This is a genomic window from Streptomyces sp. NPDC031445 (genome assembly GCF_055581365.1).
Map to the genome: position 1 here is coordinate 227,465 of NZ_JBVIJO010000006.1, position 25,996 is coordinate 253,460.

Consider the following 25,996-nt stretch of genomic DNA (forward strand, 5'->3'; position numbering starts at 1 on the left):
ACAGGCCCTCCTCACGATCACGACCGCTGGGTGACGGCGATGCACACGAGCACCGCGAGGGCGGTCAGGGGAGCGGCCACCGTGAAGTGCTCGCCCAGCAGCAGCGCCGACCACACCAGTGTGAGCAGGGGCTGAGCCAACTGCAACTGGCTGGCCCGGGGTATGCCGATGGCCGCCATCCCGCGGTACCAGACGACCAGCCCGAGGAACTGCGAACCGAGCGCCACCCACACCAGGCCGGCGACGCCGTGCGCGCCCAGGCGCACCGGCTCGTACGACAGCGCCAGCGCCGCGGCCGGCACGGTCAGCGGCAGGCACAGCACCAGCGCCCAGCCGATGACCTGCCAGCCCGGCATGACCCGGGCCAGCCGGCCGCCCTCGGTGTACCCGGCCGCGCACACCAGCAGCGCCCCGAAGAGATAGCCGTCGGCCGTGGTGAGCGCGCCGCCGCTCTGGCCGACGGTGAAGGCGAGCACGGCCGCCGCGCCCGCCACGGCCGCCAGCCAGAACCGGCGGGAGGGCCGGGCGCCGGTGCGCAGGGCCGAGAACACCGCGGTGGTCAGCGGCAGCAGGCCCACCACGACGGCCGCGTGGGCGGTGGTGGACGTCTGGAGCGCGAGCGTGGTCAGCATCGGGAAGCCGAGCACGACTCCGGCGGCGACCACCGAGAGCCCGGCGAGGTGCCGCCGCGCCGGCAGCCGTACGCGCAGGGCCAGCAGACAGCCGCCGGCGACCAGTGCGGCGAGGACGCCGCGCACCGCCACCAGCGACCACGGGCCGAAGCTCTCCAGACCCCAGGCGGTCGCGGGGAAGGTCAGGGAGAAGGCGACCACGCCGAGGGCGGCCTGGACGGTGCCGAGCCCCCGGAACTCCCCGGGGGCGTCGACTGCTATCGGACTCGCGGCAGTAGCGCTACTCTGTGCTCTCATGCAAGAGCGTAGCAGTGTGGGCGAACTGGCGGAACAGTTGAAGAGAGAGCTCGACCGCTACTCTCCAGGTGGAAAGCTCCCGTCGAGCCGGGCGCTGGTCGAACGGTTCCGGGTGAGCCCCGTGACCGTCTCCCGGGCGCTCGCCCGGCTCGCCGCCGAGGGCCTGGTGGTCACCCGGCCCGGCGCGGGCGCCTTCCGGGCCCGGCCGCACCGCGGCGAGACCCTCGCCGGCGACACCTCCTGGCAGGAGGTCGCGCTGAGCGCCGACGGCGCCGCCGACCTCGTACCGCGCACCGTGGACGCCTCCGGCGTCACGGTCTCGCTCGCCGCGCCGCCTCCCGGGGTCCTGGAGCTCAGCGGCGGCTATCTGCACCCCTCGCTCCAGCCCGAGCGCGCCATGGCGGCGGCCCTCGCCCGGGCCGGGCGGCGGCCCGGCGCCTGGGGACGACCGCCGCTGGAGGGGCTGCCGGAGCTGCGGGAGTGGTTCGCGCGCGGGATCGGCGGCGCCGTCACCGCGGCCGAGGTGCTGATCGCCGCGGGCGGCCAGGCCGCGCTGGCCACCGCCCTGCGCGCGCTCGCCCCGCCCGGCGCCCCGGTGCTCGTGGAGTCGCCCACCTACCCGGGCATGCTGGCCCTCGCCCGCGCGGCCGGACTGCGGCCCGTCCCGGTGCCCGTCGACCCCGACGGGGTGCGCCCGGACCTGCTCGCGGACGCCTTCCACGCCACCGGTGCCCGCGTCTTCGTCTGCCAGCCGCTGTTCCAGAACCCCACCGGCGCGGTGCTGGCTCCCGTCCGGCGCACCGAGGTGCTGCGCATCGCCCGGGAGGCCGGCGCGTTCGTCGTGGAGGACGACTACGTCCGCCGGCTCGTGCACGCCGACGCCGGCCCGCTGCCCCGCCCGCTGGCCGCCGACGACCCGGACGGCGTCGTCGTCCACGTCGGCTCGCTGACCAAGGCGACCTCGCCCAGCTTCCGGGTGAGCGCCCTGGCCGCGCACGGGCCGGTGCTGGAACGGCTGCGCGCCATCCAGGTCGTGGACAGCTTCTTCGTCCCCCGGCCGCTCCAGGAGGCCGCCCTGGAACTCGTCGGCTCCCCGGCCTGGCCCCGCCACCTGCGGGCGCTGTCGGCCGAGCTGAAGACCCGCCGCGACGCCATGACCAGCGCGCTCGCCCGGCACCTGCCGGACCTGGCCCTGCCGCACATCCCGTCCGGCGGCTACCACCTGTGGGTGCGGCTGCCCGACGGCGCCGTCGGCTCCGGGGCGGAGGCCGCGCTGACCGCGGCGGCCCTGCGCGCCGGCGTCGCCGTCACCCCCGGCCGCCCCTACTTCAGCGCCGAACCCCCCGCCGCCCACCTCCGCCTGAGCTTCGCCGCGGTCGCCGGCACCGGGGAGATCGCGGAGGGGGTGCGGCGGCTGCGGGCGGCGTACGACGAAGCCGTGCGCAATCCGCTCGCCGGCGAGCGGCCGGGCCTGTGAGGATCACCCTATGAGCGATGCATCCGACCTGCCCGAGGGGTACGAGTTCTCCGCCGATTCCGACCGCGTCGACGTCGAACGCGTGCACGGCTGGCTGTCGTCCGACGCGTACTGGGCGGTCGGCCGCCCGCGGGAGACGCACGAGCGGGCGATGGCGTCCTCGCTGAACTTCGGGGTGTACGACACGTGCTCGGGGGAGCAGGTGGCGTACGCGCGCGTGGTCACCGACCAGGCGCTCTTCGCCTGGCTCGCCGACGTGTACGTCGACCCGGAGGTGCGCGGCAAGGGCGTCGGCGCGGCGTTCGTCGCCCGCGTCCGCGCGCACCTGGAGCCGCTCGGCCTGCGCCGCCTGCTGCTGGCGACGCAGGACGCGCACGGTCTCTACGAGAAGCTGGGCTTCCGGCCGCTGGACCGCCCAGAGCTGTACATGGTGCACACCTTCGGGCGGACGGCCGACGCCTGACCGCGCCGCTTCTCTTGACCTGCTGCTCGCCGGGGCCCACCATCACCGCATGCCACTGAGGCTGACGTTCGTCGCCGCCGCGCGCGGTGCCGCGCCGCTCGCGGAGCGCTTCGAGGACGACCGGCCGCTGGACCAGGGCGGCTGGGACGAGGTGCAGCGGGTCGCCCGGGACCTGTTGCCGCTGGCCGCCGCGGAGCTGCGCTACTGCTCGCCGACGCCGCGCAGCCGGGCCACCGGCGACGCCCTAGGTTACGCCCCGCTGGTCCAGCTCGCGCTGCGGGACTGCGACATGGGCCGCTGGCGGGGACTGACGCCGGGCGAGGCGATGGCCCGGGAGCCGGACGCGGTGGACGCCTGGCTCGCCGACCCGCGGTCCGCCCCGCACGGCGGCGAGTCGTTGCTGGCGTTCATCTCCCGGGTCGGCGACTGGCTGGACACCCGGCCGGCGGACGACGGCGGCCGGATCGTCGCCGTGGCCGAGCCGTCCGTGATCCGGGCGGCCCTGGTCTACGCGCTGAAGGCGCCTCCCTCGTCCTACTGGAACATCGACGTCCGCCCGCTGTCCACGACGACGGTCACGGGCCGCGCCGGCCGCTGGAGCCTCCGCTTCGACGGGGTCCCGGCTCAGGCCCCGCGCGGATAGCCGGCCGCTGCCTCGCGCACGTAGTCGGTGGTGAGGACGAGGTCCTTCGCGGGTCCGCCGACCCGCCACACCGTGCGCCAGCGGTCGGCGTCCCGGACGGTGAACTCGCCGCGGTAGAAGTCGGCCGCGCAGGGGTGGCCGGCGAGGTACCGGCCCGTGGTCAGGTCCAGCTCGTGGAAGGGCCGTCCGTCCGCGAACCGCACGTCGGCCCGGCCGGGCGCGGGTCCCGGCAGGAAGCGCAGGGTCCGGGTGGCGGGCCGGGCCACCCCCTGCCAGGTGAAGGTGCCGGACTCCTCGTGCAACAGCCCGCCGCCGTCCAGCGCGGTGAAGACGGTCGTCCCCGTGAAGTGCCCCTCGTCCCCGCTCGCCAGGTCGCGCACGTCACGCTCGACGCGCCACCGCCCGGCCAGATGGGCCAGCACGTCGGGCACCGGCCAGAACTCACGCATGTCCCGGAGCTTACGCGGCCCCGGTCCCGCCGGCTGCGGGGCGCCGGGTGCCCCGCGGACGCGCACGGCCGCCGGCAGTCGGGCGGAGGCGGCGGCGGATCAACCCGCCGGTCACACCCCGAAGTACTTCTGCGCCGCCCGGACGCCGTCCACCAGCGCGTCCACCTCCTGAAGGGTGTTGTAGACGTAGAAGCTCGCCCGGGTCGTCGCCGGGATGCCGTAGCGGCGGACGACCGGACGGGCGCAGTGGTGGCCGACACGGACGGCGACGCCCCGCTCGTCCAGCACCTGGCCGACGTCGTGCGGGTGGACGCCGTCGACCGTGAAGGAGACGGCCGAGCCGCGGTCGGTGAGGTCCGCCGGGCCGACCACCCGGACCCCGGGCACCTCGGCGAGCAGCCGGAGGGCGCGGGCGGTGAGCGTGTCCTCGTGCGCGGCCACCTCGGCCATGTCCAGCCGCTCCAGGTACTCCACCGCCGCCGCGAGCCCCACCGCCTGCGCGGTCATCGGCACCCCGGCCTCGAAGCGCTGCGGCGGCGGCAGGAAGGTGGTGCGGTCCATCTCCACGATCTCGATCATCGAGCCGCCGGTGAGGAACGGCGGCAGCCCGGCGAGGAGCCCGGCGCGGCCCCACAGCACACCGACGCCGTTCGGCCCGAGCATCTTGTGCCCGGAGAAGGCGAGGAAGTCCGCGCCCAGCTCACCCACGTCGACCGGGCGGTGCGGGACGGACTGGGCGCCGTCCACGACCACGAGGGCGCCGTGCGCGTGGGCGCGGTCGGCGAGGGCGCGCACCGGGTTGATGGTGCCGAGGACGTTGGACTGGTGGGTGAGGGCGAGCACCCTGGTGCGCTCGTCCAGCAGCTCGTCCGCCCGGGACAGGTCGAGGCGGCCGTCGTCGGTGAGGCCGAACCAGTCGAGCGTGGCGCCGGTCCGCTCGGCGAGCTGCTGCCAGGGGACCAGGTTGGCGTGGTGCTCCATCTCGGTCACCACGATCCGGTCGCCGGGGCCGAGCCGGCCGGCGTTGCCCAGCGCGTAGGCGACCAGGTTGATGCCCTCGGTGGTGTTCTTGGTGAAGACCACCTCGTCGTCGGCCGCGCCGATGAACCGGGCGACGGTGTGCCGGGCCTGCTCGTACGCCTCCGTCGCCTCGCCCGCCAGCTGGTGCGCCCCGCGGTGCACGGCCGCGTTGCGCGTGAGGTAGAAGTCCCGCTCGGCGTCCAGCACCTGGAGCGGCTTCTGGGTGGTCGCCCCGGAGTCCAGGTAGACGAGCGGCGCGCCGCTCGCCACCGTCCGCCGAAGGATCGGGAAGTCCTTGCGCAGTGCGTCCACGTCCAAGCCCACGACGGCTCACCTCTCACGGTTTCGTACTCGATTAACCGTGAGACACGCTAAGTCCTCCTCACGCGGAACCGCAAGGATTACCATGAGAGCCGTGCATCCCGAGGCCCCCGTCCACCTGCGCCAGCTCCCCGTCCCCGGCGAGGACGAGTACGCCGCGCTGGCGCTGGTCAACACCCGGTTCACGGTCAGCCACGGCCAGGTCGACCTGCTCGACGACACCGAGGCCGCCCACCTGTGGCTGGTCCGGCACGCGCTGCTGCCCGACCGGGTGAGCCTGAACGGCAGGCAGTCCGGCCGGCTGCGGGCCCTGCGCGAGGCGCTGCGGGCCCTGTTCACCGCGCGGGCCGCCGGGACGCGGCCGCCCGCCGACGCCCTCGACACCCTCAACGCCACCCTCGCCGCCGCCCCCGCCACGCCCCGGCTGGCCTGGACCGCCGACGGCCCCCGCCGCGCCGACGTCCCCGACACCGGCAACCCGGCCGCCGCCGCGCTGTCCCAGCTCGCCGAGGACGCCGCCGACCTGCTCACCGGCGCCGACGCGGACCTGCTCACCGAGTGCGCCGCCCAGGGGTGCGCCCGCTGGTTCCTGCGCTCCCACGGCGCCCGCCGCTGGTGCACCACCAAGTGCGGCAACCGGGTCCGGGCGGCCCGGGCCTACGCGGCCCGCAAGGCCGGTTCACCCTGAGAACACCCGCCGGAAAGCGAATGTTTTCCGGAAGGACATCGAATTCACGCGGTGTTTCCCCTGTGCGGAAGAGGCCGCCCTATTTTCCGGTGGGCGGGCAACCATCCGGAATCCCGCCCCGTCTAAGTCGGCGAATCGATGGGGCACACATTCCGTGAGGACCGCCGAAAATGCAGCGCAATACCCCGCCCGGCGAAAGCGGCACCGCGCACGGGAACCCCGCACCGGCACCCGGACAGGAACAGGGTGTGAAAGCGGTCTCCCGGCCGCGGCAGGCCGCCGCCCTGCTCGCCGCCGCCGTCACGGTCACCGCCTTCTGCGCCGGTGACGTACTGGCGCGCGGCTATCCCTTCGGCCCCCGCACCCGCAGCGTCAACGACCTCGGCAACCAGTACGTGCCCTTCCACGCCCACCTGTGGGACCTGCTGCACGGCAGGGGCCACGGCGGCCTCCTCGTCAACTGGCAGTCCGGCTACGGCGCCGGCTTCCTGCCCGACCTCGGCACCTACCTCGGCAGCCCCTACGCCCTGCTCGTCGCCCTCTTCCCGCGCGACGAGATCGACCTCGCCGTCTACGCCGTCACCGTGCTGAAGACCGCCTCCGCCGCGGCGGCCATGGCCTGGCTGCTGCTCACCCTGCGCCCCGGCCGCTGGTGGGCGGCGGGCCTGCTCGGCACCTCGTACGCGCTGTGCGGCTGGAGTACGGCCGACGCCTCCTACAACCCCATGTGGCTCGACGGCCTGATCGCCCTGCCGCTGCTGTGCCTGGTCGGCGAGTGGGTGCTGACCGGACGCCGGCGCCTGACCGGCGTCCTGATCGTCGCCCTCGCCTGGACCGCCAACTTCTACACCGCCTACATGGCCACCCTCGGCGCGGCCCTCGTCCTGCTGCTGCGCCTGCTGCTCGCGCGCCCGCCACGCCGGCAGGCCCTCGCCGCCGCCGGCCGCGCCGCCCTCACCACCGCACTCGGCACGGGCCTCGCCGCCCCGCTCGTCACGGTCGTCTACTTCGGCACGAAGCACGCCTATCCCGGCCGCGTACGCCACTTCGCCCCCGTGCCCACCGAGGACGTGGCCGCCCGGCTGCTGCCCGCCACCTACGGCTTCGGCTCCCCGGCCCTCTACGTCGGCGTCACCGCCCTGCTCCTCGCACTCGCCCTGCCCTTCCACCGGGCGGTCCCGGTCCGGGAGCGCGCCGGGTGGACGGCGCTGGTGCTCCTGGTGGCCCTCTCCCTCCAGTGGGGCCCCACCCACCTGCTGTGGCACGCCTTCGCCACCCCGCAGGGCAGCGCCTACCGGCAGGCGTTCGTGCTGTGCGGCCTGCTGGTCGTCGCCGCCTGGCACGCCGTGGCGTACGGCCTGCCCGACCGGCGCGCCCTCGCAGCCGCGGCCGCCCTGCTCGTGCTGGTCGTCGCCGTCGCGAGCCGCAGCACGCTGGTCCGGCCGTACACCTGGCCGGTGCTGCTGCTCGCCCTCGCGGGCACCGTCGGCGGCCTGGCCCTGCTGGGCCGCGCCGGACACCGCACCCGGCTCGCCGGGCTGGCCGTCGTCCTGCTCCTCGGCGCCCAGGTGGGCGAGACGGCCGCCACCTCGGCCGTGGCCACCCGGCTGCGCCTCGGGCACCTGGACGACTACGCGCCCTGGGGCGAGCGGCAGCGGACGCAGGCGGCGGCGATCGCCGGAGCCGACGACTGGCCGCGGTACCGCACCGACCCCGGCCGCGAGCAGACCGTCGGCAACGACCCGCTGCTGGTGGGCGGCGAGGGCGCCCAGTACTACAGCAGCCTGACCCCGGACGTCCTCAGCCGCACCCTCACCGCCCTCGGCGACGGCTGGACCTCGCGCGGCCGCAGCCCGCAGAGCCTGGACAACGCCGTCACGGACGTCGTCTTCTCCGTCGGCGCCCGGGTGCACTCCCCGCCCGACCCGCACCAGAAGGACCCGTCCCCGTACGCCGGGCCGGTGACCGTCACCCGCCGGGACGTACCGCCGCTGGTCACCGTCCGGGCCGCGCCCGACAGGACACCGTTCGGACCGTCGCCGTACCGCAACCAGGAACTGCTGCTCGGCAGCCGCGTCTACACCGTGTCCCGCGTCACCGTGCGCGACGACGCCGGGCGGCCGCTCCCGTCCCGGCGGGTCGGCACCGGCAACGCCCTGGTCCGGCCGACGATCACCGCCCGGTGCCCCGCCGGCACCCAGGTCCACCTGTGGGCCCCGGACTTCTCCGGCACCGCGCGGCTCGCCGGCGCCGGGGAGCCCGCCCGGTTCCGGTCCCGGTTCCCGCGCAACCGCGCCGCCATGGAGCCGCTCGGCACCGCCCCCGCCTCGGGTCCGCTGCGGATCGAGCTGCGGCCGGACCGGCCCGGACGCATCCCGTCCGCCGCCGTCGGCTGCCTGGACCCGGCGCGGCTGGCCGCGGCCGCCGCCCGCCTGAAGGTGACCGGCGCCACCGAGGTGACCGTCTCCGGTGCCACGGTACGGGCCCGGCTGCGCCCCGGCAGCAAGGGCGTCGCGGTCGTCGCGGCACCCCGGATCGCCGGCTGGCGCTGCGCCACCGGCCACGGACCCGAGCGGCCCGCCGACACCTTCCACGGCCTGATCGCCGTGCCCCTCGACGGCACCGCCACCAGCCTGACCTGCACCTTCCATCCACCCGGCCTGCGGCTGGGCACGGCCGTGGGCGCCGCCTCGCTGCTGACGCTCGTCGTGCTCACCGCCCTCACCGCCGTCCGCCGCCGGCGCGCCCCGGCGCCGCCCACGACCACTTCGCCGCGCGAGTGCCCGACCGCCGCTCGCTGACCGCGCCCAGGGGGGACCCCGCATGCTGATATCGATCGTCGCGCCCTGCTACAACGAGGAGGACGTCCTCGCCCGCTTCCACGAGGAGGTCCAGAAGGTCGCCGAGGAACTGCTGCCGCTCGGCCACGACATGGAGTTCGTGTACGTCGACGACGGCAGCCGGGACCGGACGCTCGCGGTCCTCAGGGAGCTGGCGGACCTCGACTCCCGGGTGCGCTACGTCTCCCTCAGCCGCAACTTCGGCAAGGAGGCGGCCCTGCTCGCCGGTCTGCGGCACGCCTCGGGCGACTCGGTGATCGTCATGGACGCCGACCTCCAGCACCCGCCGGCGCTGATCACGCGCATGGTCGAGCTGCGCGAACAGGGCCACGACCAGGTCATCGCCAAGCGCACCCGCACCGGCGACCGGTTCACCCGGACCCTCACCGCCCGGTTGTACTACCGGCTCGTCAACCGCCTGGTCGACGTCGAACTCGTCGACGGCGTGGGGGACTTCCGGCTGCTGTCGCGCCGGGTGGTGGACGCGGTGCTGGCGCTCACCGAGTACAACCGCTTCTCCAAGGGCCTGTTCGCCTGGGTGGGCTTCCCGAGCACCACCTTCGAGTACCGCAACGCCGCGCGCGAGGCCGGCCGCAGTTCCTGGAACCTGCGCGGCCTGCTCAACTACGGCCTCGACGGCCTGCTGTCCTTCAACAACCGCCCGCTGCGCGCCGCGCTCTGGCTCGGTGTGGGCCTGCTGCTGTGCGCGGGCCTCTACACCGCCTGGATCGTGGGCGCCGCGCTCGTCCACGGTGTCCAGACCCCCGGCTATGTGACCATCATCACCGCCGTCACCGCCCTCGCGGGCGTCCAGATGGTCATGCTGGGAGTCATCGGGGAGTACACCGGCCGCATCTACTACGAGGTGAAGGGGCGCCCGCACTTCCTGGTGAAGGCGACCAACGTGGAACGGACGAAAGATCTCATCCCCTGATGCGGCAGATTCTGACCTTCGCGGCGGTCGGCGTCGTGAACACGGCGGCCTACTACTGTCTTTACCTGCTGTTCCTGACCGCCCTTCCCTATCTGGCCGCGCACGTCCTGGCATTTCTGCTCAGCATGGTCGGGTCCTTTTTCCTGAACGCGCGCTTCACCTACCGGACCCGGCCCACCTGGCGGAAATTCCTGCTGTTCCCGCTGACGAACGTGACGAATTTCCTGATCACCACCGCGGGCGTCTACGTCATCGTCGACCTCCTGCACGCCGGCAGCCGCTTCGCCCCGCTGCTCGCCTCCGCGGCGGCGATCCCGGTCACCTTCCTCGTTTCGCGCCGGGTGATGTTGCCTCGATCGATTGCATAAACGTGCAGCAGTACGTATAGTCATGCCATCCAGGAGGAGGATGGACATGGCGGTACGTGCGGCGGTGGCCGGAGCGAGCGGATACGCGGGCGGAGAGGTCCTGCGCCTGCTCCTCGCGCACCCCGAGGTCGAGATCGGTGCCCTGACCGGGAACTCCAACGCCGGACAGCGGCTCGGCGCGCTCCAGCCGCATCTGCTGCCGCTGGCCGACCGCGTGCTCGCCGAGACCACGCCCGAGGCGCTCGCCGGGCACGACGTCGTCTTCCTCGCGCTGCCGCACGGCCAGTCCGCCGCCGTCGCCGAGCAGCTCGGACCCGACGTCCTCGTGATCGACATGGGCGCCGACTTCCGACTGGAGGACCCGGCCGACTGGGAGCGGTTCTACGGCTCCCCGCACGCCGGCACCTGGCCCTACGGCCTCCCCGAACTCCCCGGCGCCCGCGCCCGGCTCACGGGGTCCAAGCGCATCGCGGTGCCCGGCTGCTACCCGACCGCCGTCTCCCTCGCCCTGTACCCGGCCTACGCGGCCGGACTCGCCGAGCCCGAGGCGGTGATCGTCGCCGCGTCCGGCACCTCCGGCGCGGGCAAGGCCCCCAAGCCGCACCTGCTCGGCAGCGAGGTCATGGGCTCCATGTCGCCGTACGGCGTCGGCGGCGGCCACCGGCACACCCCCGAGATGATCCAGAACCTCAGCGGGGTGGCCGGGCAGAGCGTGCAGGTCTCCTTCACCCCCACCCTCGCCCCGATGCCGCGCGGGATCCTCGCCACGTGCAGCGCGTCCGCCGCCGAGGGGGTCACGGCCGACGCGGTGCGCGCCGCCTACGAGAAGGCCTACGCCGACGAGCCCTTCGTCCACCTGCTCCCCGAGGGCCAGTGGCCCGCGACGGCGTCCGTCCACGGTTCCAACGCCGTTCAGGTGCAGGTCGCGTACGACGCCGCCGTGGGCCGCATCATCGCGATCAGCGTCATCGACAACCTGACCAAGGGCACCGCGGGCGGTGCCGTCCAGAGCATGAACATCGCCCTGGGTCTCGACGAGACCACCGGGCTTTCCACGATCGGAGTCGCACCGTGAGCGACGTACGTGCAGCCGCCGGGCCGCAGACGACGACGATGGCCGCACCGCCGCGCTGCATGGGCGGAGAAGCGAACAAGGAGAAGCAGTGAGCGTCACGGCAGCCAAGGGATTCACGGCCGCGGGGATCGCCGCCGGGATCAAGGAGAACGGCAACCCCGACCTGGCCCTCGTGGTCAACAACGGGCCCCGCCGTGCCGCCGCGGGCGTCTTCACCTCCAACCGTGTGAAGGCCGCGCCGGTCCTCTGGTCCGAGCAGGTCCTCAAGGGCGGCCAGGTCTCGGCGGTCGTCCTCAACTCCGGCGGCGCCAACGCCTGTACCGGTCCCCAGGGCTTCCAGGACACCCACGCCACCGCCGAGAAGGCCGCCGAGGTGCTCGGCCGGGGCGCCATCGAGGTCGCCGTCTGCTCCACCGGCCTGATCGGCGTGCCGCTCCCCATGGACAAGGTCCTCAAGGGCGTGGAGACGGCCGCCGCCTCCTTGAGCGAGCACGGCGGCGAGAAGGCCGCCATCGCCATCAAGACCACCGACACCGTCCACAAGACGTCCGTCGTCAGCGGCGAGGGCGGCTGGACCGTCGGCGGCATGGCCAAGGGCGCCGGCATGCTCGCCCCTGGCCTCGCCACCATGCTCGTCGTCCTCACCACCGACGCCGACCTGGATGACGCGACCCTGGACCGGGCCCTGCGCGCGGCGACCAGGGTCACCTTCGACCGCGTCGACTCCGACGGCTGCATGTCCACCAACGACACCGTCCTGCTGCTCGCCTCCGGCGCCTGCGGCGTCACCCCGCCATACGAGGAGTTCGCCGAGGCCGTACGGCAGGTCTGCGCCGACCTCGGCCGGCAGCTCATCGGCGACGCCGAGGGCGCCAGCAAGGACATCAGGGTCGAGGTGGTCAACGCGGCGAGCGAGGAGGACGCCGTCGAGGTGGGCCGCTCCATCGCCCGCAACAACCTCCTCAAGTGCGCGATCCACGGCGAGGACCCCAACTGGGGCCGCGTGCTCTCCGCGATCGGCACCACCAAGGCCGCCTTCGAGCCGGACCAGCTCAACGTCGCCATCAACGGCGTGTGGGTCTGCAAGAACGGCGGCGTCGGCGAGGACCGCGACCTGGTCGACATGCGCTACCGCGAGGTCCACATCGTGGCCGACCTCGCCGCCGGCGCCGAGACCGCGACCATCTGGACCAACGACCTGACCGCCGACTACGTCCACGAGAACAGCGCCTACTCCTCATGACCACGACGCGCAAACACACGGCACTGCCGAAAGCCCAGATCCTCATCGAGGCCCTGCCCTGGCTGACCCGGCACCACGGCAAGATCGTCGTCATCAAGTTCGGCGGCAACGCCATGGTGAACGAGGAGCTGAAGGCCGCCTTCGCCCAGGACGTCGTCTTCCTGCGGCACGCCGGTCTCAAGCCCGTCGTCGTGCACGGCGGCGGCCCGCAGATCAGCGCCGCCCTCGACCGGCACGGCATCGTCAGCGAGTTCAAGGCGGGCCTGCGCGTCACCACCGAGGACGCCATGGACGTCGTACGGATGGTGCTGGCCGGGCAGGTGCAGCGCGAGCTGGTCGGCCTGCTCAACCAGCACGGCCCGTTCGCCGTCGGCCTGACCGGCGAGGACGCGCACACCATCACCGCCACCAAGCACACCCCCCAGATCGACGGCGAGCCGGTCGACATCGGGCGGGTCGGCGAGATCACCGCCCTCGACACGGGCGCCATCGAGGCGCTGCTCGCCGACGGCCGCATCCCGGTCGTCTCCTCGATCGCCCGCTCCCAGGACGACGGACATGTCTACAACGTCAATGCTGATACGGCGGCTGCGGCACTCGCTGCGGCACTGGGCGCCGAAACCCTCATGGTCCTCACCGACGTCGAGGGCCTCTACGAGGACTGGCCGAACTCCGACGAGGTGATCAGCCGGCTCACCGCCGCCGAGCTGGAGAAGCTGCTGCCGGAGCTGAGTTCCGGCATGGTGCCGAAGATGGAGGGCTGCCTGCACGCCGTGCGCAACGGCGTGACGACCGCCCGCGTCATCGACGGCCGGGTCCAGCACTCGATCCTGCTGGAGATCTTCACCGACGAGGGCATCGGCACCATGGTCGTGCCCGACGAGCTTGAGGGGGACGCGCAGTGACGGGCCACCAGGGCAACCAGGGCAACCAGGAGCTGACCGGGCGCTGGCAGGGCGCGCTCATGAACAACTACGGCACCCCGCGGCTGCCCCTCGTCCGCGGTGAGGGCACCCGGGTCTGGGACGCCGAGGGCCGGCAGTACCTCGACTTCGTCGGCGGCATCGCCACCAACGCGCTCGGCCACGCCCACCCCGCGATCGTCGAGGCCGTGACCCGGCAGATCGGCTCCCTCGGCCACATCTCCAACTTCTTCATGGCCGAGCCCACCGTCGCCCTCGCCGAACGGCTCCTGACGCTGTTCGGCCGGGAGGGCAGGGTGTTCTTCTGCAACTCCGGCGCCGAGGCCAACGAGGCCGCCTTCAAGATCGGCCGGCTCACCGGGCGCACCCACATGGTCGCCACCGACGGCGGCTTCCACGGCCGCACGATGGGCGCCCTCGCGCTCACCGGCCAGCCCGCCAAGCAGGAGCCCTTCCGGCCGCTGCCCGGCGAGGTCACCCACGTCCCCTACGGCGACGCGCAGGCGCTGGCCGCCGCGGTCACCGAGGACACCGCCCTGGTGGTCATCGAGCCGATCCAGGGCGAGAACGGCGTGGTCGTGCCCCCGGCCGGCTACCTCAAGGCGGCCCGCGCGATCACCGCCGCCACGGGTGCGCTGCTCGTCCTGGACGAGGTGCAGACCGGCATCGGGCGGACCGGCACCTGGTTCGAGTACCAGGCACACGAGGGCGTGCTGCCCGACGTCGTCACCCTCGCCAAGCAGCTCGGCGGCGGGCTGCCGCTCGGCGCGACCGTGGCCTTCGGCCGGGCCGCCGAACTGCTGCGGCCCGGCCAGCACGGGACCACCTTCGGCGGCAACCCGGTCGCCTGCGCCGCCGGGCTCGCCGTGCTCGACACCATCGAGGGCGAGGGCCTGCTCGACAACGTCAAGCGGCAGAGCGAGAGGCTGCGGGACGGCGTCGAGGCCCTGGACCACCCCTTGGTCGATCATGTCCGGGGTGCGGGCCTGCTCCTGGGTATCGTGCTCACCGGGCCGCGCGCACCGCAGGTGCAGGAGGCGGCCCAGGAGGCCGGGTTCCTGGTGAACGCGCCCGCCCCCGACGTCGTACGGCTCATGCCGCCGCTGAATCTGCGCGACGACGAGGCGGGTGCGCTGCTCCGGGCGCTGCCCGGCATCCTCGACGCGGCGAACCCCGCCGACGGGGAAGGACGATCCGGAGAATGAGACGACGATGAGCGAGGCGCAGGACTACGAGGCGGGCAACGGTGCCGGGCCCGCCGTGCCGCAGACCCGCACCGCACGGCACCGGCGGATCGTGGACATCCTCAACCGGCAGCCGGTGCGGTCGCAGAGCCAGCTGGCGAAGCTGCTCGCCGACGACGGGCTGAGCGTGACCCAGGCGACGCTCAGCCGGGACCTCGACGAGCTGAACGCGGTGAAGATCCGCAACACCGACGGCGACCTGATCTACGCGGTGCCGAGCGAGGGCGGCTTCCGCACTCCCCGCGCTCCGCTCGGGGAGTCGGCGAAGGAGGAGCGGATGCGGCGGCTCTCCCAGGAGCTGCTGATCTCCGCGGAGGCCTCGGCGAACCTGGTGGTCCTGCGGACTCCTCCGGGGGCCGCGCAGTTCCTCGCCTCCGCCATCGACCAGGCGGAGCTGCACGACATCCTCGGGACGATCGCCGGTGACGACACGCTGCTGCTGATCAGCCGGAACCCCAGCGGGGGCCAGGCCCTGGCCGACCATCTGCTGCGGCTGGCGCAGAACGGGCACTGACCGGGTGCGGGGCCCGGCCGCCCGGCGCAGAATGGGCATGTGATCTTCCGCGGCGAGCGGCCAGCGGGACGGGCAATCCCCTGGCGGCCGTCGAACGTACCCAGAGGTGTGTCGGGTCATCGGTTCGCCGTCGGCCGCCTCCCGGACGAGGCGCTGCTGTCCGGGCTGGCCGCCGGAGATCCGGAGCTGGCCGTCATCTTCGTCCACAGGTTCCAGCACCGGGTCTTCGGCGTCGCCATGGCCGTCACCCGGGACCAGCAGCTCGCCGAGGACGTCGCCCAGCAGACGTTCGAGCGCGCCTGGCGCCACGCGCAGATCTACGACTCGCGACGCGGCTCGGTCATGACGTGGCTGACGACCATCGCGCACAACCTGGCCGTCGACGCGGTCCGGGCCCGGCGGACGGAGCCGGTGGCTCCCGAGGACCTCGAGGACCTCCTGGACGCCGTCACCGAGACTCCCGAGCGGTGGGCACTGGCCGACGAGGCGTCCGCCCAGGTCCGGTCCGCCCTGGCAGGGCTGCCACGGGAACAGGCCAGGGCGCTGATGATGGCCGGCGTCTACGGCATGACGGCCCGGCAGGTCGCCGACGCGGAGCGGATCCCGCTGGGTACCGCCAAGACGCGGATCAGGACGGCGATGGCGCGGCTGCGCGCCGCCGTCGCTTCTCGGGAACGGGGCGGCCATGTCCAGTGACGCGAACTGCGAGAAGCTGCGGGAGATCGGTCCCGAGCTGGCCCTGGGCGTGCTGCCCGGCCGGGAACGGGCCGAGGCGGTCGCCCATCTGGACCGGTGCGCGGACTGCCGGGAGTACGTCCGGCAACTGACCCTGGTCGGCGACCGGCTGGTCGGCCTGCTCCCGGACCGCGAGCCGCCGCCCGGCTTCGAGACCCGCGTGGCGCGCGGCCTCGCCCGGTCGGCGGCGTCCGAGGGGCAGCGGCCGGCGGGCGTCCCCGGCCGCTCGCGCCGGGGCCTGCGCCACGGCGCCCGGCGGCACCGGGTACGGGTCGCCGCGGTCGGAGCCGTGCTCGCCGTCGCGGTCGGCTTCGCCGGCTGGGCAGCCGGCACCGCCGTCGAGGAGGTCACCGCCTCGCCGCCGCCCGCCGTCGAGTCCGAGCCGGTGCTCGTCGGGGACATGACCCCGGCCGGGCGCGGCGGGCAGTCCGCCGGCGAGGTCTACGCCCACCCCGGCACCCCCGGCTGGATGTTCCTGACCGTCGCGCTCACCCGCCCCGGCACCCGGTACACCGGAAGGGTCACCTGTTTCCTGGAGCGCGCCGACGGCACCAGCGTCCGCGTCGGCGACTTCACCGTGCGCGACGGCCACGGCGCCTGGGGCGTGTCCGTCCCCGTCGACCTCACCCGGTACTCCGGGGCCCGTCTGACGTCGTCCGACGGCACCGTCCTCGCCACCGCGCGGCTGCGCGAGGCGCAGGTCGTCACCCCGAAGACGTGAACCGTCCGGAAGGGCGTCGGGACCGGTCGGGTGCCGGGGGCCAGGGGGTCGTCCGGCCCGGCGGTGACGCTCACGCTCCCACCGCTCCCGTGTGCAGCCGGTGCAGCCGGGCGTAGGCGCCGCCCTGCCCGAGCAGGTCGGTGTGGGTGCCGTGCTCGGTGATCCGGCCGTGGTCGAGCACCAGGATGCGCGTGGCGTCGCGCACGGTCAGCAGGTTGTGGGAGATGACGACGGTCGTGCGCCCGGCCATGAGCCGGCGCAGCGGGTCCATGATCCGCCGGCCGGACCGCGCGTCGAGCCCGGCCGTCGGTTCGTCCAGGAGCAGGACGGGCGCGTCCCGGACCATCGCGCGGGCGATCGCCAGGCGCTGGCACTGTCCGCCGGACAGGGTCCGGCCGCGCTGGCCCACCAGGGTGTCGTAGCCCTCCGGGAGCAGCTCGATGAAGTCGTGGGCGTCCGCGGCCCGCGCCGCCGCGACGATGTCCGCGTCCGTGGCGCCCGGCCGCCCGTAGGCGATGTTGTCCCGCACGGTGCCGTGGAAGACGAGCGTCTCCTGGAGCACCACCGCCACGCTGTCCCGCACGTCGGACAGGCCGAGCCGGCGCAGATCGGTCCCGTCGAGGCGGACCGCGCCCCGGTCGGGGTCGTAGAAGCGCAGCTGGAGCTTGGCGACCGTCGACTTGCCCGCCCCGCTGGCCCCGACCAGCGCCAGCGTCTCCCCGGGCGCCGCGTGGAAGGACACGTCCGACAGCGCCCAGGAGGAGCCGCCCGGGTAGCGGAACCACACCCCGTCGAACTCCACGTCCCCCCGGGCGCGGCCGGTGCGCCGGGCGTGCGGGGACTCGGTCACCTGGGGCCGCTGGTCCAGCAGCTCGATGATCCGTTCCGCCGAGGCGGAGGCCGCGTAGAAGGTGGTGCCGAGGCGGGACAGGCCGCGCACCGGGCCGTACAGCTTGCCGATCAGCGCGAGGAAGACCAGCAGTCCGCCGAGCGTGAGCTGCCCCTGGGCCAGCTTCCAGGTGCCCAGGCCCAGCACGGCGAGGCCGCCGGCCACCTCGATGACCTCCACGACGGGCCCGTACACGGCACGGATCCGCGCCGAGGCCATCGCCGCCCGGAACCGGCCCAGGTTCTCCCGCTCGAACCGGCGCTGCTCCCAGCCCTGCCGGTTGTACGCCTGCACCAGGACGACGTTGCCCAGCGACTCCTCGGCGATCGCGCTGAGCGAGCCGCTGCGGCGCCTGCGCTCCCGCGACGCGTCCTTGAGCAGCCGTGAGAAGTGCCGGGCGGCGCCCCAGAACAGGGGCACGACGACCAGGGCGAACACGGTCAGGTCCCAGCGCAGGCAGACCAGCAGGCCCAGGAAGACGGCCAGGCGGACGGCGTAGTAGAGGGCGTCCGCCACGCCCGAGAGCAGGAACGTCTCCACCGCGTCGACGTCGCCCGTGACCCGGGACAGCACGTCGCCGAGCCTGCGACGCTCGAAGAAGCCGAGCGACAGCCCCTGGACGTGCCGGAACACGTCGGAGCGCAGGGCGAGCAGGAAGCGCTCGCCGACCCAGGTGGACGTCACGTCGTCGGCGAAGCCGAGGACGCCGGAGCACAGGACCAGGCCCAGAAAGGCCGGCGCGATCCACAGGAAGGGGTGCAGGTCCCGGGGGACGAGCACGTCGTCCACGAGGATCTTGAACAGCCACAGCTCGGCGGCGTCGACGGCGGGGCCGGTCACGCTGAACAGGGCGACGGGCACGAGCCAGCGCCGGCCGCCGCGGGTGTACGGCCAGAACCGCCGGAACACCTCGCGCGGGGGGACCCCCGGCGCGGTCGCGACCACGGCATCACAGCTCTCCCCGCTCGGGGGCGGACGCCGCAGGACATGCGCCATGGCACGGGTTCCTCGTCACGCGCGTCGGGGCCGCGTCGCCCGGGGCCGCGTTCCCGGGCACCGGCCGGGCGGACCGGGGCCTTGCTCCCGCGGTCCGCCCGGCTTCGTACGCGGTCAGTAGGTGTCGTGGTCGTGGCGGTCGCCGTGACCGTGGCGGTCGTCGTGGTCGTGGCGGTGGCCGTGGCCGTGGCCGTGGTCGTCGTCGCGGTCGTGACCATGTCCGTGCCGCGAGCCGTCGTCCCTGTCGCGGTCCCGCATCGCGGGCAGCAGACTGCTGAAGATGGCCATGTCGTCTCCTCCTGGAAATCGCCCCACAGGGGATACGTCCGAGGGCAGACGTCGGATGGCGTCGCGGGGGAGGGAATTCCGGACGGTGGACCGGCAGCCGCGTGAACTGCCAAGCGGTGAACGGGGAGCGGGCCGCTCTCAGCCCAGCCGCGCCGCCAGCCCCCCGGTGCACCGCACCTCGTCGCCGGCGGTGATCAGCAGGGCCTCCACGTCCGGCAGGGACTCCAGCCAGTCCAGCCCCGCCCGGGAACCCATCGCGAACGCGGCCGTGGCCCAGCAGTCGACGAACGTCAGACGCGGCCCCACGACCGTGACCGCCACCAGGTCCGTCACCGCGGACCGGCCGGTGCGCGGGTCCACGATGTGCGCCCCCCGCTCCGCCGTACCGGACGTCGCCACCGCCAGCTCCTGCGTGCCCGCCGCCGAGACCACCGCCGCCAGCCCGCCGGGCCGGAGCGGATCGGACACCCCCACCCGCCAGGCACGCTGCGGCTCCGGCGCGCCCAGCAACTGCACGTCCCCGCCCCCGTTGACGCTCACTCCCCGCACCCCGGCCACCGCCGCCAGCAGCCGCGCCGCCCGCTCGGCCGCCCAGCCCTTGACGATGCCGGTGGGGTCCAGCGAGCCCCGGTGACGGGTGCTGAACCACCCCTCGCTCACCCGCTCCGCCTCGGCCGCCAGCTCCAGCACCCCGGCCACCTCGGGGGCGCACCGGGAGACGTCCAGCTCATCCCGGGCCAGCCGTGACACCTCGCTGTCCTCGCGGTAGGTGCTGAACAGCGCGTCCGCCCGGTGCAGCCCGGCGACGGCCTCGGCGAGCGCCGCCCGTACCGCGTCCGGCTCCCCGCCGCGCACGTCGAAGGAGAAGACCGTCCCCATCACCTCCTCCGCGTGACGCACCGCGGCGGGCGCCTGAGCCTCCTCTGCCATCGTGTCAGCCACCGGCCCGGTCCAGGGCCGACTGGAGGGACTGCCGGTAGCCCTCGCTGGTGTAGGTGGCTCCGGAGACGGCGTCGATGTCCGCCGTTCCGGCCGCCACGGCTTCCTGGTTGAGTCTGGGGACGGCGAGCTGGGTCTTCTGGTCGCTGAGGCCGCCCTCGGGAGCCTGGACCGCCTCCGCCTTCGTGATCTTCCCCGCGCTGACGGTCAGCCGTACCTGCACGGCCCCGTACTGCGTCCGCACCGCGTCACCGGTCACCGTGCCGGAGCCGGCCGGGGCCGCGCCCCGCGCTCCGCCCTGCGGCGACTCCTGCCCGGCCGCCGGCGCCCGCGGGGCCGCGCCCGCCGACGCGGCGGCCGGATCCGACGCCGGCTTCAGCGACAGCAGCAGCACGACACCGGACACGGTCGCGGCGGTGGCCAGCACGACCCGCCGCACGGGGTGGCTCTTCCTCATCGCTTCGCAGCTCCGCTCACATCTCGAAGGACTCGTGGTGGATACGGCGGGCGGGGACCCCCGCCTCGCGCAGTGCCTCGTACACCGACTGCGCGAACCCGGGCGGACCGCACATGAAGACGTCATGCCGGTCGACGTCCGGGATCTTCCGCCGGAGGTTCTCTGCGGAGATGTCCGGCCGCTCGCCCTCCGGGCTGTTCACCGCGTACATCAGCCGGGCCCCCCGCTCCTCGGCGATGGCCGCCAGCTCGTCCCACAGTGCCAGGTCCTGGGTGGTGTTCGCCCGGTACAGGAGCGTGATGTCACCGGCGGCGCCGGGCAGCGTCTCGAACAGCGCCCGCATCGGCGTGATGCCCACCCCGCCCGCGACCAGCAGCACCTTGCCCCGGCTGCGCCGCTGCGCGGTGAGCGCGCCGTACGGGCCCTCCGCCCACACCTTCGTCCCGGGCTCCAGCTCGCGCAGCCGGGCGCTGTGGTCGCCGATCGCCTTCACCGTGATCCGTAGCATCCCGGGGCGCGGCGCGGCCGAGAGGGAGTACGGGTGCGAGCTGAACCGCATCCCCGGCGCGAGGAACCGCCAGCGGAGGAACTGGCCCGCCTCCGCGCCCATCCGGTGCAGCTTCCGGCCGCCGATCAGCACTGACACGATGCCCGGCGTCTCCTCGATCACCGCTTCCACGTACATGCGGTGCCGCAGGTTCAGCCGGATCGGGGTGAGGATCCGGTACCAGAGCACCAGCGCGGTGACCGCGCCGTACAGGCCGTACCAGAAGGTCTTGGCGGCGGGCTGAACCGCGAAGTCGTTGCCGGTGGTGATCTGGTGCCAGAACGTCAGGAACACCGCCGCGTAGGTCAGCAGGTGGACGTGGTACCAGGTGTCGTACGGCAGCCGGCGGCGTACCGGGCCGATCGACGTCAGCCCGATCACCACGAACAGGCCCGTGCCGACGGCCGCCTTGCCCATGTCCGGCAGCTGGCCGACGGAGTCGGCGGTCTGCTGGACGATGTCCCCGAGGGACCTGCCGGCCTGGCGCGCGTACCCCCACATGACGAGGAAGACGTGGGCGACGACCAGGCACAGCGTGTACCGGCCGCTCATCGCGTGCCAGCGGGCCACCCGGTCGGAGCCGACCCGCCGCTCCAGCGCCGGCACGCGCGCCATCTGGAGCACGACCAGCGCCATCAGATAGCCGGCCAGCAGACCGGTGATCCGGCCCGCGCCGAGGATGCGGCCGGTGTCGTCGGCGATGGACGGGGTGTTGTGCCACCAGAGCCACAGCACGGCCGCCGCGCCCGCCCAGACGGCGAGCAGCAGCGGTACGGCCGGGGAGCGGCGCGGGCGGATGCGGCGCATCGTCTGTCGGCGGGCGGCACGTCCGCCTGCGAGCGTGGTGGTCACGGTTCCTCCGTGGGGACTTGACCCTTGGCCCACAGATACGTGCCGCACGACGGGAGTGTTCAGAGCCCCGCCGAGTCCAGCGCGGACTGGAGTGACTGCCGGTAACCGTCACTGGTGTACGTCGCTCCCGACACCGTGTCGATCTCCGCGCTCTGCGCCGCCAGCGCCTCGCGCCGCAGCTGCGGCAGCGCGTAGCTGTTGATCTCCTGGTCGCGCGGGTTGTCCTGCGGGTAGCTGACGGCCGTGACGTCGGTGAGCCTGCCGTCCCGCACGGTGACGCGCACCTGGACCGGGCCCCAGCGGGTCTGCACCGTGTCCCCGGTGGCCGTCGCGGTCCTGGAGACCGAGCCGGAGTCGCCGCCGGAACCGGAGCCGGAGCCGGGCGCCGGACTGCTCGACGCGGCCGGGGACCTGGTGCTCGCCGACGCCGGCGTGGGCGCCGTGTGCGGCTTCAGCGCCAGCAGCAGCACCGTCCCGGAGACGGTCGCGGCGCTCGCCAGCACGATCCGGCGCAGGGGACGGTTCTTGTTCAACGCGTGCATGTCCGGCTCTTCTCCGTCTCTTCGCGGGCCTTGCCCCGGCTCACAGCTCGAACGACTCGTGGTGGATGCGGCCGTCCGCCACCCCGGCCTCCCGCAGCGCCCGGTACACGTCCTGGGCGAAACCGTGCGGCCCGCAGAGGAAGACGTCGAGGTCGTCGGCGAGACCCGGGAAGGTGGCGCGCAGCGATGCCGCCGTCAGGGGCGGGCGCTCCCCGCCCGGACCGTTGAGCGCGTACAGCACCCGCCCGCCGCGCCAGCGGGCGATCGCCTCCAGCTCGCCGCCCAGCGCCAGCTCCTCGGCCGAGCGCGCCCGGTACAGCAGCGTCACCTCGCCGGGGAGCGTCTCGAACAGCGCCCGCAGCGGGGTGATGCCGACACCTGCGGCGATCAGCAGGGTGCGCCGGCCGGCGGCCCGGTCGGCGGTCAGAGCGCCGTACGGACCCTCCGCCCACACCCGGGTGCCGGGGCGCAGCAGGGAGACGGCCGCGCTGTGGTCGCCCAGCGCCTTGACCGTGATGCGCAGCAGGTCCGGGCGCGGCGGCGCCGACAGGGAGTACGGCGTCGACGTCCGGCGCATGCCCTCGGCGAGGAACCGCCAGCGGAAGAACTCGCCCGGCCGCGCCCCCAGTCCGTCCAGGCGCCGCCCCCGGACGACGACCGAGTACACCCCCGGCGCCTCCCGGTGGACGGAGTCCACACGCAGGCGGTGGCGCAGGTTGAGCCGCACCGGGGCGAGGACCCGGAACCACAGCACCAGCGCCGCCACGCCCAGGTACAGCGCGTACCAGGCGGCGGTCGCGACCGGTGCGCCGTTGAACTGGTCACCGAGGGCCAGCTGGTGCCCGAAGGCGAGGAAGACGGCCGCGTACGTCAGCAGATGGACGTGGTACCAGAACTCGTGGCTCGTCCGGCGGCGCACGGCCCGCGCCGAGGTGACGCCGACCGCGAGGAGGATCACCGTGCCGGCGGTGGCCTTCAGCATCTCCGGGTAGTCGAGGACGACGGTCACCGTCTCGTGCCAGAGGGACGCACGGTCCTGGGCGGCGTACCCGGCGAGGATCAGCACGACGTGCGCGAGCAGCAGGCAGACGGTGTACCGGCCGGCCTGCGCGTGCCAGCGCGCCACCCGGTCCGAGCCGACGCGCCGCTCCAGCAGCGGCACCCGCGCCATCAGCCCGACCAGCACCGCGCAGGCGTACCCGCACAGCAGCCCGGCGATCCGCCCGGCCCCGGTCAGCCACCCGGCCGCCCCGACGACGGACCCGGTGTCCGCCCACCAGAGCGCGAGTACGGCCGCCGCGCCCGCCCACAGCAGGGCCAGCACGGGCCCGGCGGGGGAGCGCCGTGCGGTCACGGGCAGCGGCGGGGCCGGGGCCGCCCGCCGCGTCTCCACGGTGGTCATACGATGTCGCCGTCCTTTCGTGCGTCGGCCAGGCCACTGTGCGGGGCGAAGCTCTGAAACAGCTCTGAGCGAGGCCCCGCCGGGGCGTACTCACAGGAAACTCAGAGTCGGCCGCCGCATCCCCGGCCCCGCGGACCGGCGATGCTGGGAGACGCGATGAACACCACCCCCTCAGGCCGCCCCGCACTCACCCGCCCCGACGGCACCCCGCTGCGCGTCCTCGTCGTCGACGACGACCCCGACCTCGCGGAGGTGCTCACCGGAGCCCTGCGCTACGAGCGCTGGGAGGTGCGCGCGGCCGGCGACGGCGCCGCCGCCCTCGCCGCCGCCCGCGAGCTGATGCCCGACGCCGTCGTTCTGGACGTGATGCTCCCCGACACCGACGGCTTCGCGGTGCTGCGCCGCCTGCACGAGGTGAAGCCCGACGTGTGCGTGCTCTTCCTGACGGCGCGGGACGCGGTCGAGGACCGTATCGCCGGGATCACCGCGGGCGGCGACGACTACGTCACCAAGCCCTTCAGCCTGGAGGAGGTCGTCGCCCGGCTGCGCGGCCTGCTGCGCCGGGCCGGCATGGCCCGCACGCACGAGGAGGGCCCGCGGCTGGCCGTCGGGGACCTGGTGATGGACGAGGACGCCCGCGAGGTGACCCGGGCCGGCGAGCTGATCGACCTCTCGCCGACCGAGTTCGAGCTCCTGCGCTTCCTCATGCGCAACCCGCGCCGGGTGCTCAGCAAGGCGCAGATCCTCGACCGGGTCTGGTCCTACGACTTCGGCGGCCGGGCGCATGTCGTCGAGCTGTACATCTCCTACCTGCGCAAGAAGGTCGACGCGGGCCGCGAACCCATGATCCACACCGTGCGCGGCGCCGGCTACGTCCTGAAGCCGGTGACCAGGTGACCCCGCCGCGTCCCCGTGCTGTGCGTTCCCGTACCGGGCGTCCCCGCACCCTCCGGGCCCGGCTCACCGTCGGACTGGTGACGCTGCTCGCGGTGAGCTGCGCGGCCGTCGGCCTGGCCGCGGTCGTGGAACTGAACGGCTTCCTCACCCAGCGCCTGGACGAACAGCTCACCCAGGTCGGCACCCGCTTCCCGGAGAGCCTGGAACACGACGGCCTGCTGCCCCACGCACGCGACGACCACGACGGCGACGAACAGGGCGACACCCGCCGCATGGCCACCGGCACCTTCGGCGCCCGCCTGCTGAACGGCACGGTCACCAACACGGGGCTGATCCGCTCCGGGGACCCCGCCGCCGACCTGGACGTCGACCTGAGCGCGCGAGACGCCGGCCGGCTGGCCCGGGTACCGGCCGACGGCAGACCCCACACCGTCGCCCTGTCCGCCCTGCACGACTACCGGGTCGTCGCTTCCCCGGGCCGGGACGGGGACGTGCTGCTCGTCGGCCTCCCCCTGGAGCCGGTCCAGGCCGCGGTCCACCGGCTGGAACTGGTGGCCGGCGTCGTCTTCGGCCTCGCCCTGGTCGTCACGGGCGTGGCCGGAGCCTGCTGGGTCCGCTGGTCGCTCCGGCCGCTCAGCCGGGTCGCCGCCACCGCCACCCGGGTCAGTGAACTCCCGCTGGCCAGCGGCGAGGTCGCGCTGCCGCCACGGGCCCCGGACACCGACCCGCACGGCGAGGTCGGCCAGGTGGCCACGGCCTTCAACCGCATGCTGGGCCACGTGGAGGACGCGCTCACCAAGCGGCACGCCGTGGAGGAGCGGCTACGGCGCTTCGCCGCCGACGCCAGCCACGAACTGCGCACCCCGGTCGCCTCCGTCCGCGGCCACGCCGAGCTGGCCCTCCTGCACCCCGGTCCCGTGCCCCCGCAGGTGACCCGCGCCCTGAGCCGCATCACGGCCGAGTCCGCCCGCATGGGCGAGATGGTCGACGACCTGCTCCTGCTCGCCCGCCTGGACGCCGGCCGCCCGCTGGAACGCCGGCCGGTGGACCTGACCCGCCTGGTCCTGGACGCGGTGACGGACGCCCGCGCCGCGGGCCCCGCCCACCGCTGGACCCTGGACCTGCCCGAGGAACCGGTGACGGTGCCGGGCGACGCCCACCGCCTCCACCAGGCGCTGGCCAACCTGCTGGCCAACGCGCGTCTGCACACACCGGCCGGCACCAAGGTGACGGTCACTGTGGAGGCGGGCACCGCCCACGCCACCCTCTCCGTCCACGACGACGGCCCCGGCGTCCCGGAGGACGTCCGGCCCACCGTCTTCGAACGCTTCACCCGGGCGGAACACCGCCGCCGCACCGATGCCCCCGGCGGGGGAGCGGGCCTGGGCCTGTCGATCGTGGCGGCGGTGGCGGAGGCACACGGGGGGAACGTGGAACTGGAGAGCCGGCCGGGTGCCACGTCGTTCACGGTGAGGCTGCCCACGGCGCCCTGACGGGCGCTGTCACAGCTCCGGCCGGAACAGGGCGCCCAGCCCTCTCAGCGGGGCGAGGCGTTCGTACGCGGCGGCGCCCGAGCGCTAGGACCGCGCGCGGGTGGCGA

Annotated in this window: 25 protein-coding genes and 1 pseudogene; 17 read left to right on the forward strand and 9 right to left on the reverse strand. The window is 74.2% G+C overall.

All coding sequences use genetic code 11. The features are described 5' to 3' along the window. Window positions 1-17: 17 nt before the first annotated feature. Window positions 18-929, reverse strand: a complete 912-nt coding sequence (locus tag ACZ5DC_RS18355; protein ID WP_468653876.1) for a DMT family transporter — start codon at window positions 927-929, stop codon at window positions 18-20. On the opposite strand from ACZ5DC_RS18355, the gene ACZ5DC_RS18360 reads away from it, so the two are divergent. The 3 genes from ACZ5DC_RS18360 to ACZ5DC_RS18370 are packed head-to-tail and all read left to right on the forward strand — an operon-like array spanning window position 928 to window position 3,512. Further along, complete coding sequence (locus ACZ5DC_RS18360; protein ID WP_468653878.1) at window positions 928-2,406, forward strand: aminotransferase-like domain-containing protein; 1,479 nt, start codon at window positions 928-930, stop codon at window positions 2,404-2,406. The two genes, ACZ5DC_RS18355 and ACZ5DC_RS18360, sit on opposite strands and share 2 nt — an antisense overlap. Window positions 2,407-2,416: 10 nt before the next feature. Continuing rightward, window positions 2,417-2,869, forward strand: coding sequence for a GNAT family N-acetyltransferase (locus tag ACZ5DC_RS18365; protein ID WP_468653880.1), 453 nt, complete (start codon window positions 2,417-2,419; stop codon window positions 2,867-2,869). Between the two features lie 49 nt (window positions 2,870-2,918). Then, window positions 2,919-3,512, forward strand: coding sequence for a histidine phosphatase family protein (locus ACZ5DC_RS18370; RefSeq protein WP_468653882.1), 594 nt, complete (start codon window positions 2,919-2,921; stop codon window positions 3,510-3,512). Here the strand turns inward: ACZ5DC_RS18370 and ACZ5DC_RS18375 are convergent. Together ACZ5DC_RS18375 and ACZ5DC_RS18380 are read right to left on the reverse strand one after the other, a co-directional pair. After that, window positions 3,494-3,961 (reverse strand): DUF6314 family protein, encoded by a 468-nt coding sequence (locus ACZ5DC_RS18375; RefSeq protein WP_468653884.1) that lies wholly within the window; start codon window positions 3,959-3,961, stop codon window positions 3,494-3,496. The genes ACZ5DC_RS18370 and ACZ5DC_RS18375 overlap by 19 nt on opposite strands. 111 nt (window positions 3,962-4,072) lie before the next feature. Beyond that, window positions 4,073-5,305 (reverse strand): cysteine desulfurase, encoded by a 1,233-nt coding sequence (locus ACZ5DC_RS18380; protein ID WP_468653886.1) that lies wholly within the window; start codon window positions 5,303-5,305, stop codon window positions 4,073-4,075. Between the two features lie 82 nt (window positions 5,306-5,387). Between ACZ5DC_RS18380 and ACZ5DC_RS18385 the strand changes: the two genes are divergently transcribed. From ACZ5DC_RS18385 to ACZ5DC_RS18435, 11 genes are all read left to right on the forward strand, one after another. Next, window positions 5,388-5,990, forward strand: coding sequence for an ABATE domain-containing protein (locus ACZ5DC_RS18385; RefSeq protein WP_468653887.1), 603 nt, complete (start codon window positions 5,388-5,390; stop codon window positions 5,988-5,990). A 248-nt stretch (window positions 5,991-6,238) separates the two neighbouring features. Next, window positions 6,239-8,791, forward strand: coding sequence for a YfhO family protein (locus ACZ5DC_RS18390; RefSeq protein ID WP_468653889.1), 2,553 nt, complete (start codon window positions 6,239-6,241; stop codon window positions 8,789-8,791). Between the two features lie 22 nt (window positions 8,792-8,813). Continuing rightward, entirely contained in the window at window positions 8,814-9,764 is a 951-nt protein-coding gene (locus ACZ5DC_RS18395; RefSeq protein WP_366750813.1) for a glycosyltransferase family 2 protein, read from the forward strand. After that, window positions 9,764-10,132: a GtrA family protein gene (locus ACZ5DC_RS18400; RefSeq protein ID WP_468653891.1), complete on the forward strand. Its 369-nt coding sequence runs from the start codon at window positions 9,764-9,766 to the stop codon at window positions 10,130-10,132. The genes ACZ5DC_RS18395 and ACZ5DC_RS18400 overlap by 1 nt, the downstream gene beginning before the upstream one ends. Window positions 10,133-10,178: 46 nt before the next feature. Continuing rightward, window positions 10,179-11,207: an N-acetyl-gamma-glutamyl-phosphate reductase gene (argC, locus tag ACZ5DC_RS18405; RefSeq protein ID WP_468653893.1), complete on the forward strand. Its 1,029-nt coding sequence runs from the start codon at window positions 10,179-10,181 to the stop codon at window positions 11,205-11,207. A gap of 88 nt (window positions 11,208-11,295) precedes the next feature. Beyond that, window positions 11,296-12,450 (forward strand): bifunctional glutamate N-acetyltransferase/amino-acid acetyltransferase ArgJ, encoded by a 1,155-nt coding sequence (gene argJ, locus ACZ5DC_RS18410; protein ID WP_468653895.1) that lies wholly within the window; start codon window positions 11,296-11,298, stop codon window positions 12,448-12,450. Next, on the forward strand, window positions 12,447-13,355 hold the full coding sequence (gene argB, locus ACZ5DC_RS18415) for an acetylglutamate kinase (RefSeq protein WP_468653897.1): 909 nt from the start codon (window positions 12,447-12,449) through the stop codon (window positions 13,353-13,355). The genes argJ and argB overlap by 4 nt, the downstream gene beginning before the upstream one ends. Then, on the forward strand, window positions 13,352-14,578 hold the full coding sequence (locus tag ACZ5DC_RS18420; protein ID WP_468653899.1) for an acetylornithine transaminase: 1,227 nt from the start codon (window positions 13,352-13,354) through the stop codon (window positions 14,576-14,578). Before argB ends, ACZ5DC_RS18420 begins: the two co-directional genes overlap by 4 nt. A gap of 7 nt (window positions 14,579-14,585) precedes the next feature. After that, window positions 14,586-15,131 (forward strand): arginine repressor, encoded by a 546-nt coding sequence (locus tag ACZ5DC_RS18425; RefSeq protein WP_468653901.1) that lies wholly within the window; start codon window positions 14,586-14,588, stop codon window positions 15,129-15,131. A 108-nt stretch (window positions 15,132-15,239) separates the two neighbouring features. Beyond that, window positions 15,240-15,827, forward strand: coding sequence for an RNA polymerase sigma factor (locus ACZ5DC_RS18430; RefSeq protein ID WP_468653903.1), 588 nt, complete (start codon window positions 15,240-15,242; stop codon window positions 15,825-15,827). Continuing rightward, the gene (locus ACZ5DC_RS18435) at window positions 15,817-16,587 is read left to right on the forward strand and encodes a hypothetical protein (protein WP_468653905.1); all 771 of its coding nucleotides are present in this window, start codon (window positions 15,817-15,819) and stop codon (window positions 16,585-16,587) included. The genes ACZ5DC_RS18430 and ACZ5DC_RS18435 overlap by 11 nt, the downstream gene beginning before the upstream one ends. Before the next feature lie 70 nt (window positions 16,588-16,657). Here the strand turns inward: ACZ5DC_RS18435 and ACZ5DC_RS18440 are convergent, their stop codons facing one another. Then, a complete protein-coding gene (locus ACZ5DC_RS18440) occupies window positions 16,658-18,472 on the reverse strand; it encodes an ABC transporter ATP-binding protein (RefSeq protein ID WP_468653907.1) in 1,815 nt (604 codons plus the stop codon). On the opposite strand from ACZ5DC_RS18440, the gene ACZ5DC_RS18445 reads away from it, so the two are divergent. Next, entirely contained in the window at window positions 18,464-18,865 is a 402-nt protein-coding gene (locus tag ACZ5DC_RS18445) for a hypothetical protein (RefSeq protein WP_468653909.1), read from the forward strand. The genes ACZ5DC_RS18440 and ACZ5DC_RS18445 overlap by 9 nt on opposite strands. 33 nt (window positions 18,866-18,898) lie before the next feature. Here the strand turns inward: ACZ5DC_RS18445 and ACZ5DC_RS18450 are convergent, their stop codons facing one another. The 5 genes and pseudogenes from ACZ5DC_RS18450 to ACZ5DC_RS18470 form a co-directional block, all read right to left on the reverse strand. Further along, entirely contained in the window at window positions 18,899-19,690 is a 792-nt protein-coding gene (locus ACZ5DC_RS18450; protein WP_468653911.1) for an FAD:protein FMN transferase, read from the reverse strand. Window positions 19,691-19,703: 13 nt separating this feature from the next. Further along, window positions 19,704-20,156: pseudogene (locus ACZ5DC_RS18455) on the reverse strand (FMN-binding protein); the annotation flags it as partial. Window positions 20,157-20,172: 16 nt separating this feature from the next. Continuing rightward, entirely contained in the window at window positions 20,173-21,555 is a 1,383-nt protein-coding gene (locus ACZ5DC_RS18460) for a ferredoxin reductase family protein (protein ID WP_468653913.1), read from the reverse strand. Between the two features lie 59 nt (window positions 21,556-21,614). Beyond that, window positions 21,615-22,097 carry an FMN-binding protein gene (locus ACZ5DC_RS18465; protein ID WP_468653915.1) on the reverse strand — a complete coding sequence of 161 codons (483 nt, stop codon included), beginning with the start codon at window positions 22,095-22,097 and terminating at the stop codon, window positions 21,615-21,617. A gap of 40 nt (window positions 22,098-22,137) precedes the next feature. Further along, the gene (locus tag ACZ5DC_RS18470; RefSeq protein WP_468653917.1) at window positions 22,138-23,499 is read right to left on the reverse strand and encodes a ferredoxin reductase family protein; all 1,362 of its coding nucleotides are present in this window, start codon (window positions 23,497-23,499) and stop codon (window positions 22,138-22,140) included. Window positions 23,500-23,655: 156 nt separating this feature from the next. Here ACZ5DC_RS18470 and ACZ5DC_RS18475 point away from each other — a divergent pair, with 156 nt between their 5' ends. Both ACZ5DC_RS18475 and ACZ5DC_RS18480 read left to right on the forward strand, forming a co-directional pair. Further along, window positions 23,656-24,396 carry a response regulator transcription factor gene (locus ACZ5DC_RS18475; protein WP_468653919.1) on the forward strand — a complete coding sequence of 247 codons (741 nt, stop codon included), beginning with the start codon at window positions 23,656-23,658 and terminating at the stop codon, window positions 24,394-24,396. 20 nt (window positions 24,397-24,416) lie between these two features. Then, complete coding sequence (locus ACZ5DC_RS18480; RefSeq protein WP_468653921.1) at window positions 24,417-25,889, forward strand: sensor histidine kinase; 1,473 nt, start codon at window positions 24,417-24,419, stop codon at window positions 25,887-25,889. Window positions 25,890-25,996: the final 107 nt, after the last annotated feature.

Excerpts from the sequence above, each read along its gene's own strand:
- ACZ5DC_RS18360 (WP_468653878.1), top strand. The coding sequence starts at position 928 with ATGCAAGAGCGTAGCAGTGTGGGCGAACTGGCGGAACAGTTGAAGAGA.
- ACZ5DC_RS18355 (WP_468653876.1), bottom strand. The coding sequence starts at position 929 with ATGAGAGCACAGAGTAGCGCTACTGCCGCGAGTCCGATAGCAGTCGAC.
- ACZ5DC_RS18365 (WP_468653880.1), top strand. The coding sequence starts at position 2,417 with ATGAGCGATGCATCCGACCTGCCCGAGGGGTACGAGTTCTCCGCCGAT.
- ACZ5DC_RS18370 (WP_468653882.1), top strand. The coding sequence starts at position 2,919 with ATGCCACTGAGGCTGACGTTCGTCGCCGCCGCGCGCGGTGCCGCGCCG.
- ACZ5DC_RS18375 (WP_468653884.1), bottom strand. The coding sequence starts at position 3,961 with ATGCGTGAGTTCTGGCCGGTGCCCGACGTGCTGGCCCATCTGGCCGGG.
- ACZ5DC_RS18385 (WP_468653887.1), top strand. The coding sequence starts at position 5,388 with ATGAGAGCCGTGCATCCCGAGGCCCCCGTCCACCTGCGCCAGCTCCCC.
- ACZ5DC_RS18395 (WP_366750813.1), top strand. The coding sequence starts at position 8,814 with ATGCTGATATCGATCGTCGCGCCCTGCTACAACGAGGAGGACGTCCTC.
- ACZ5DC_RS18400 (WP_468653891.1), top strand. The coding sequence starts at position 9,764 with ATGCGGCAGATTCTGACCTTCGCGGCGGTCGGCGTCGTGAACACGGCG.
- argC (WP_468653893.1), top strand. The coding sequence starts at position 10,179 with ATGGCGGTACGTGCGGCGGTGGCCGGAGCGAGCGGATACGCGGGCGGA.
- argB (WP_468653897.1), top strand. The coding sequence starts at position 12,447 with ATGACCACGACGCGCAAACACACGGCACTGCCGAAAGCCCAGATCCTC.
- ACZ5DC_RS18425 (WP_468653901.1), top strand. The coding sequence starts at position 14,586 with ATGAGCGAGGCGCAGGACTACGAGGCGGGCAACGGTGCCGGGCCCGCC.
- ACZ5DC_RS18435 (WP_468653905.1), top strand. The coding sequence starts at position 15,817 with ATGTCCAGTGACGCGAACTGCGAGAAGCTGCGGGAGATCGGTCCCGAG.
- ACZ5DC_RS18445 (WP_468653909.1), top strand. The coding sequence starts at position 18,464 with ATGCGCCATGGCACGGGTTCCTCGTCACGCGCGTCGGGGCCGCGTCGC.
- ACZ5DC_RS18440 (WP_468653907.1), bottom strand. The coding sequence starts at position 18,472 with ATGGCGCATGTCCTGCGGCGTCCGCCCCCGAGCGGGGAGAGCTGTGAT.
- ACZ5DC_RS18450 (WP_468653911.1), bottom strand. The coding sequence starts at position 19,690 with ATGGCAGAGGAGGCTCAGGCGCCCGCCGCGGTGCGTCACGCGGAGGAG.
- ACZ5DC_RS18465 (WP_468653915.1), bottom strand. The coding sequence starts at position 22,097 with ATGCACGCGTTGAACAAGAACCGTCCCCTGCGCCGGATCGTGCTGGCG.
- ACZ5DC_RS18470 (WP_468653917.1), bottom strand. The coding sequence starts at position 23,499 with ATGACCACCGTGGAGACGCGGCGGGCGGCCCCGGCCCCGCCGCTGCCC.
- ACZ5DC_RS18475 (WP_468653919.1), top strand. The coding sequence starts at position 23,656 with ATGAACACCACCCCCTCAGGCCGCCCCGCACTCACCCGCCCCGACGGC.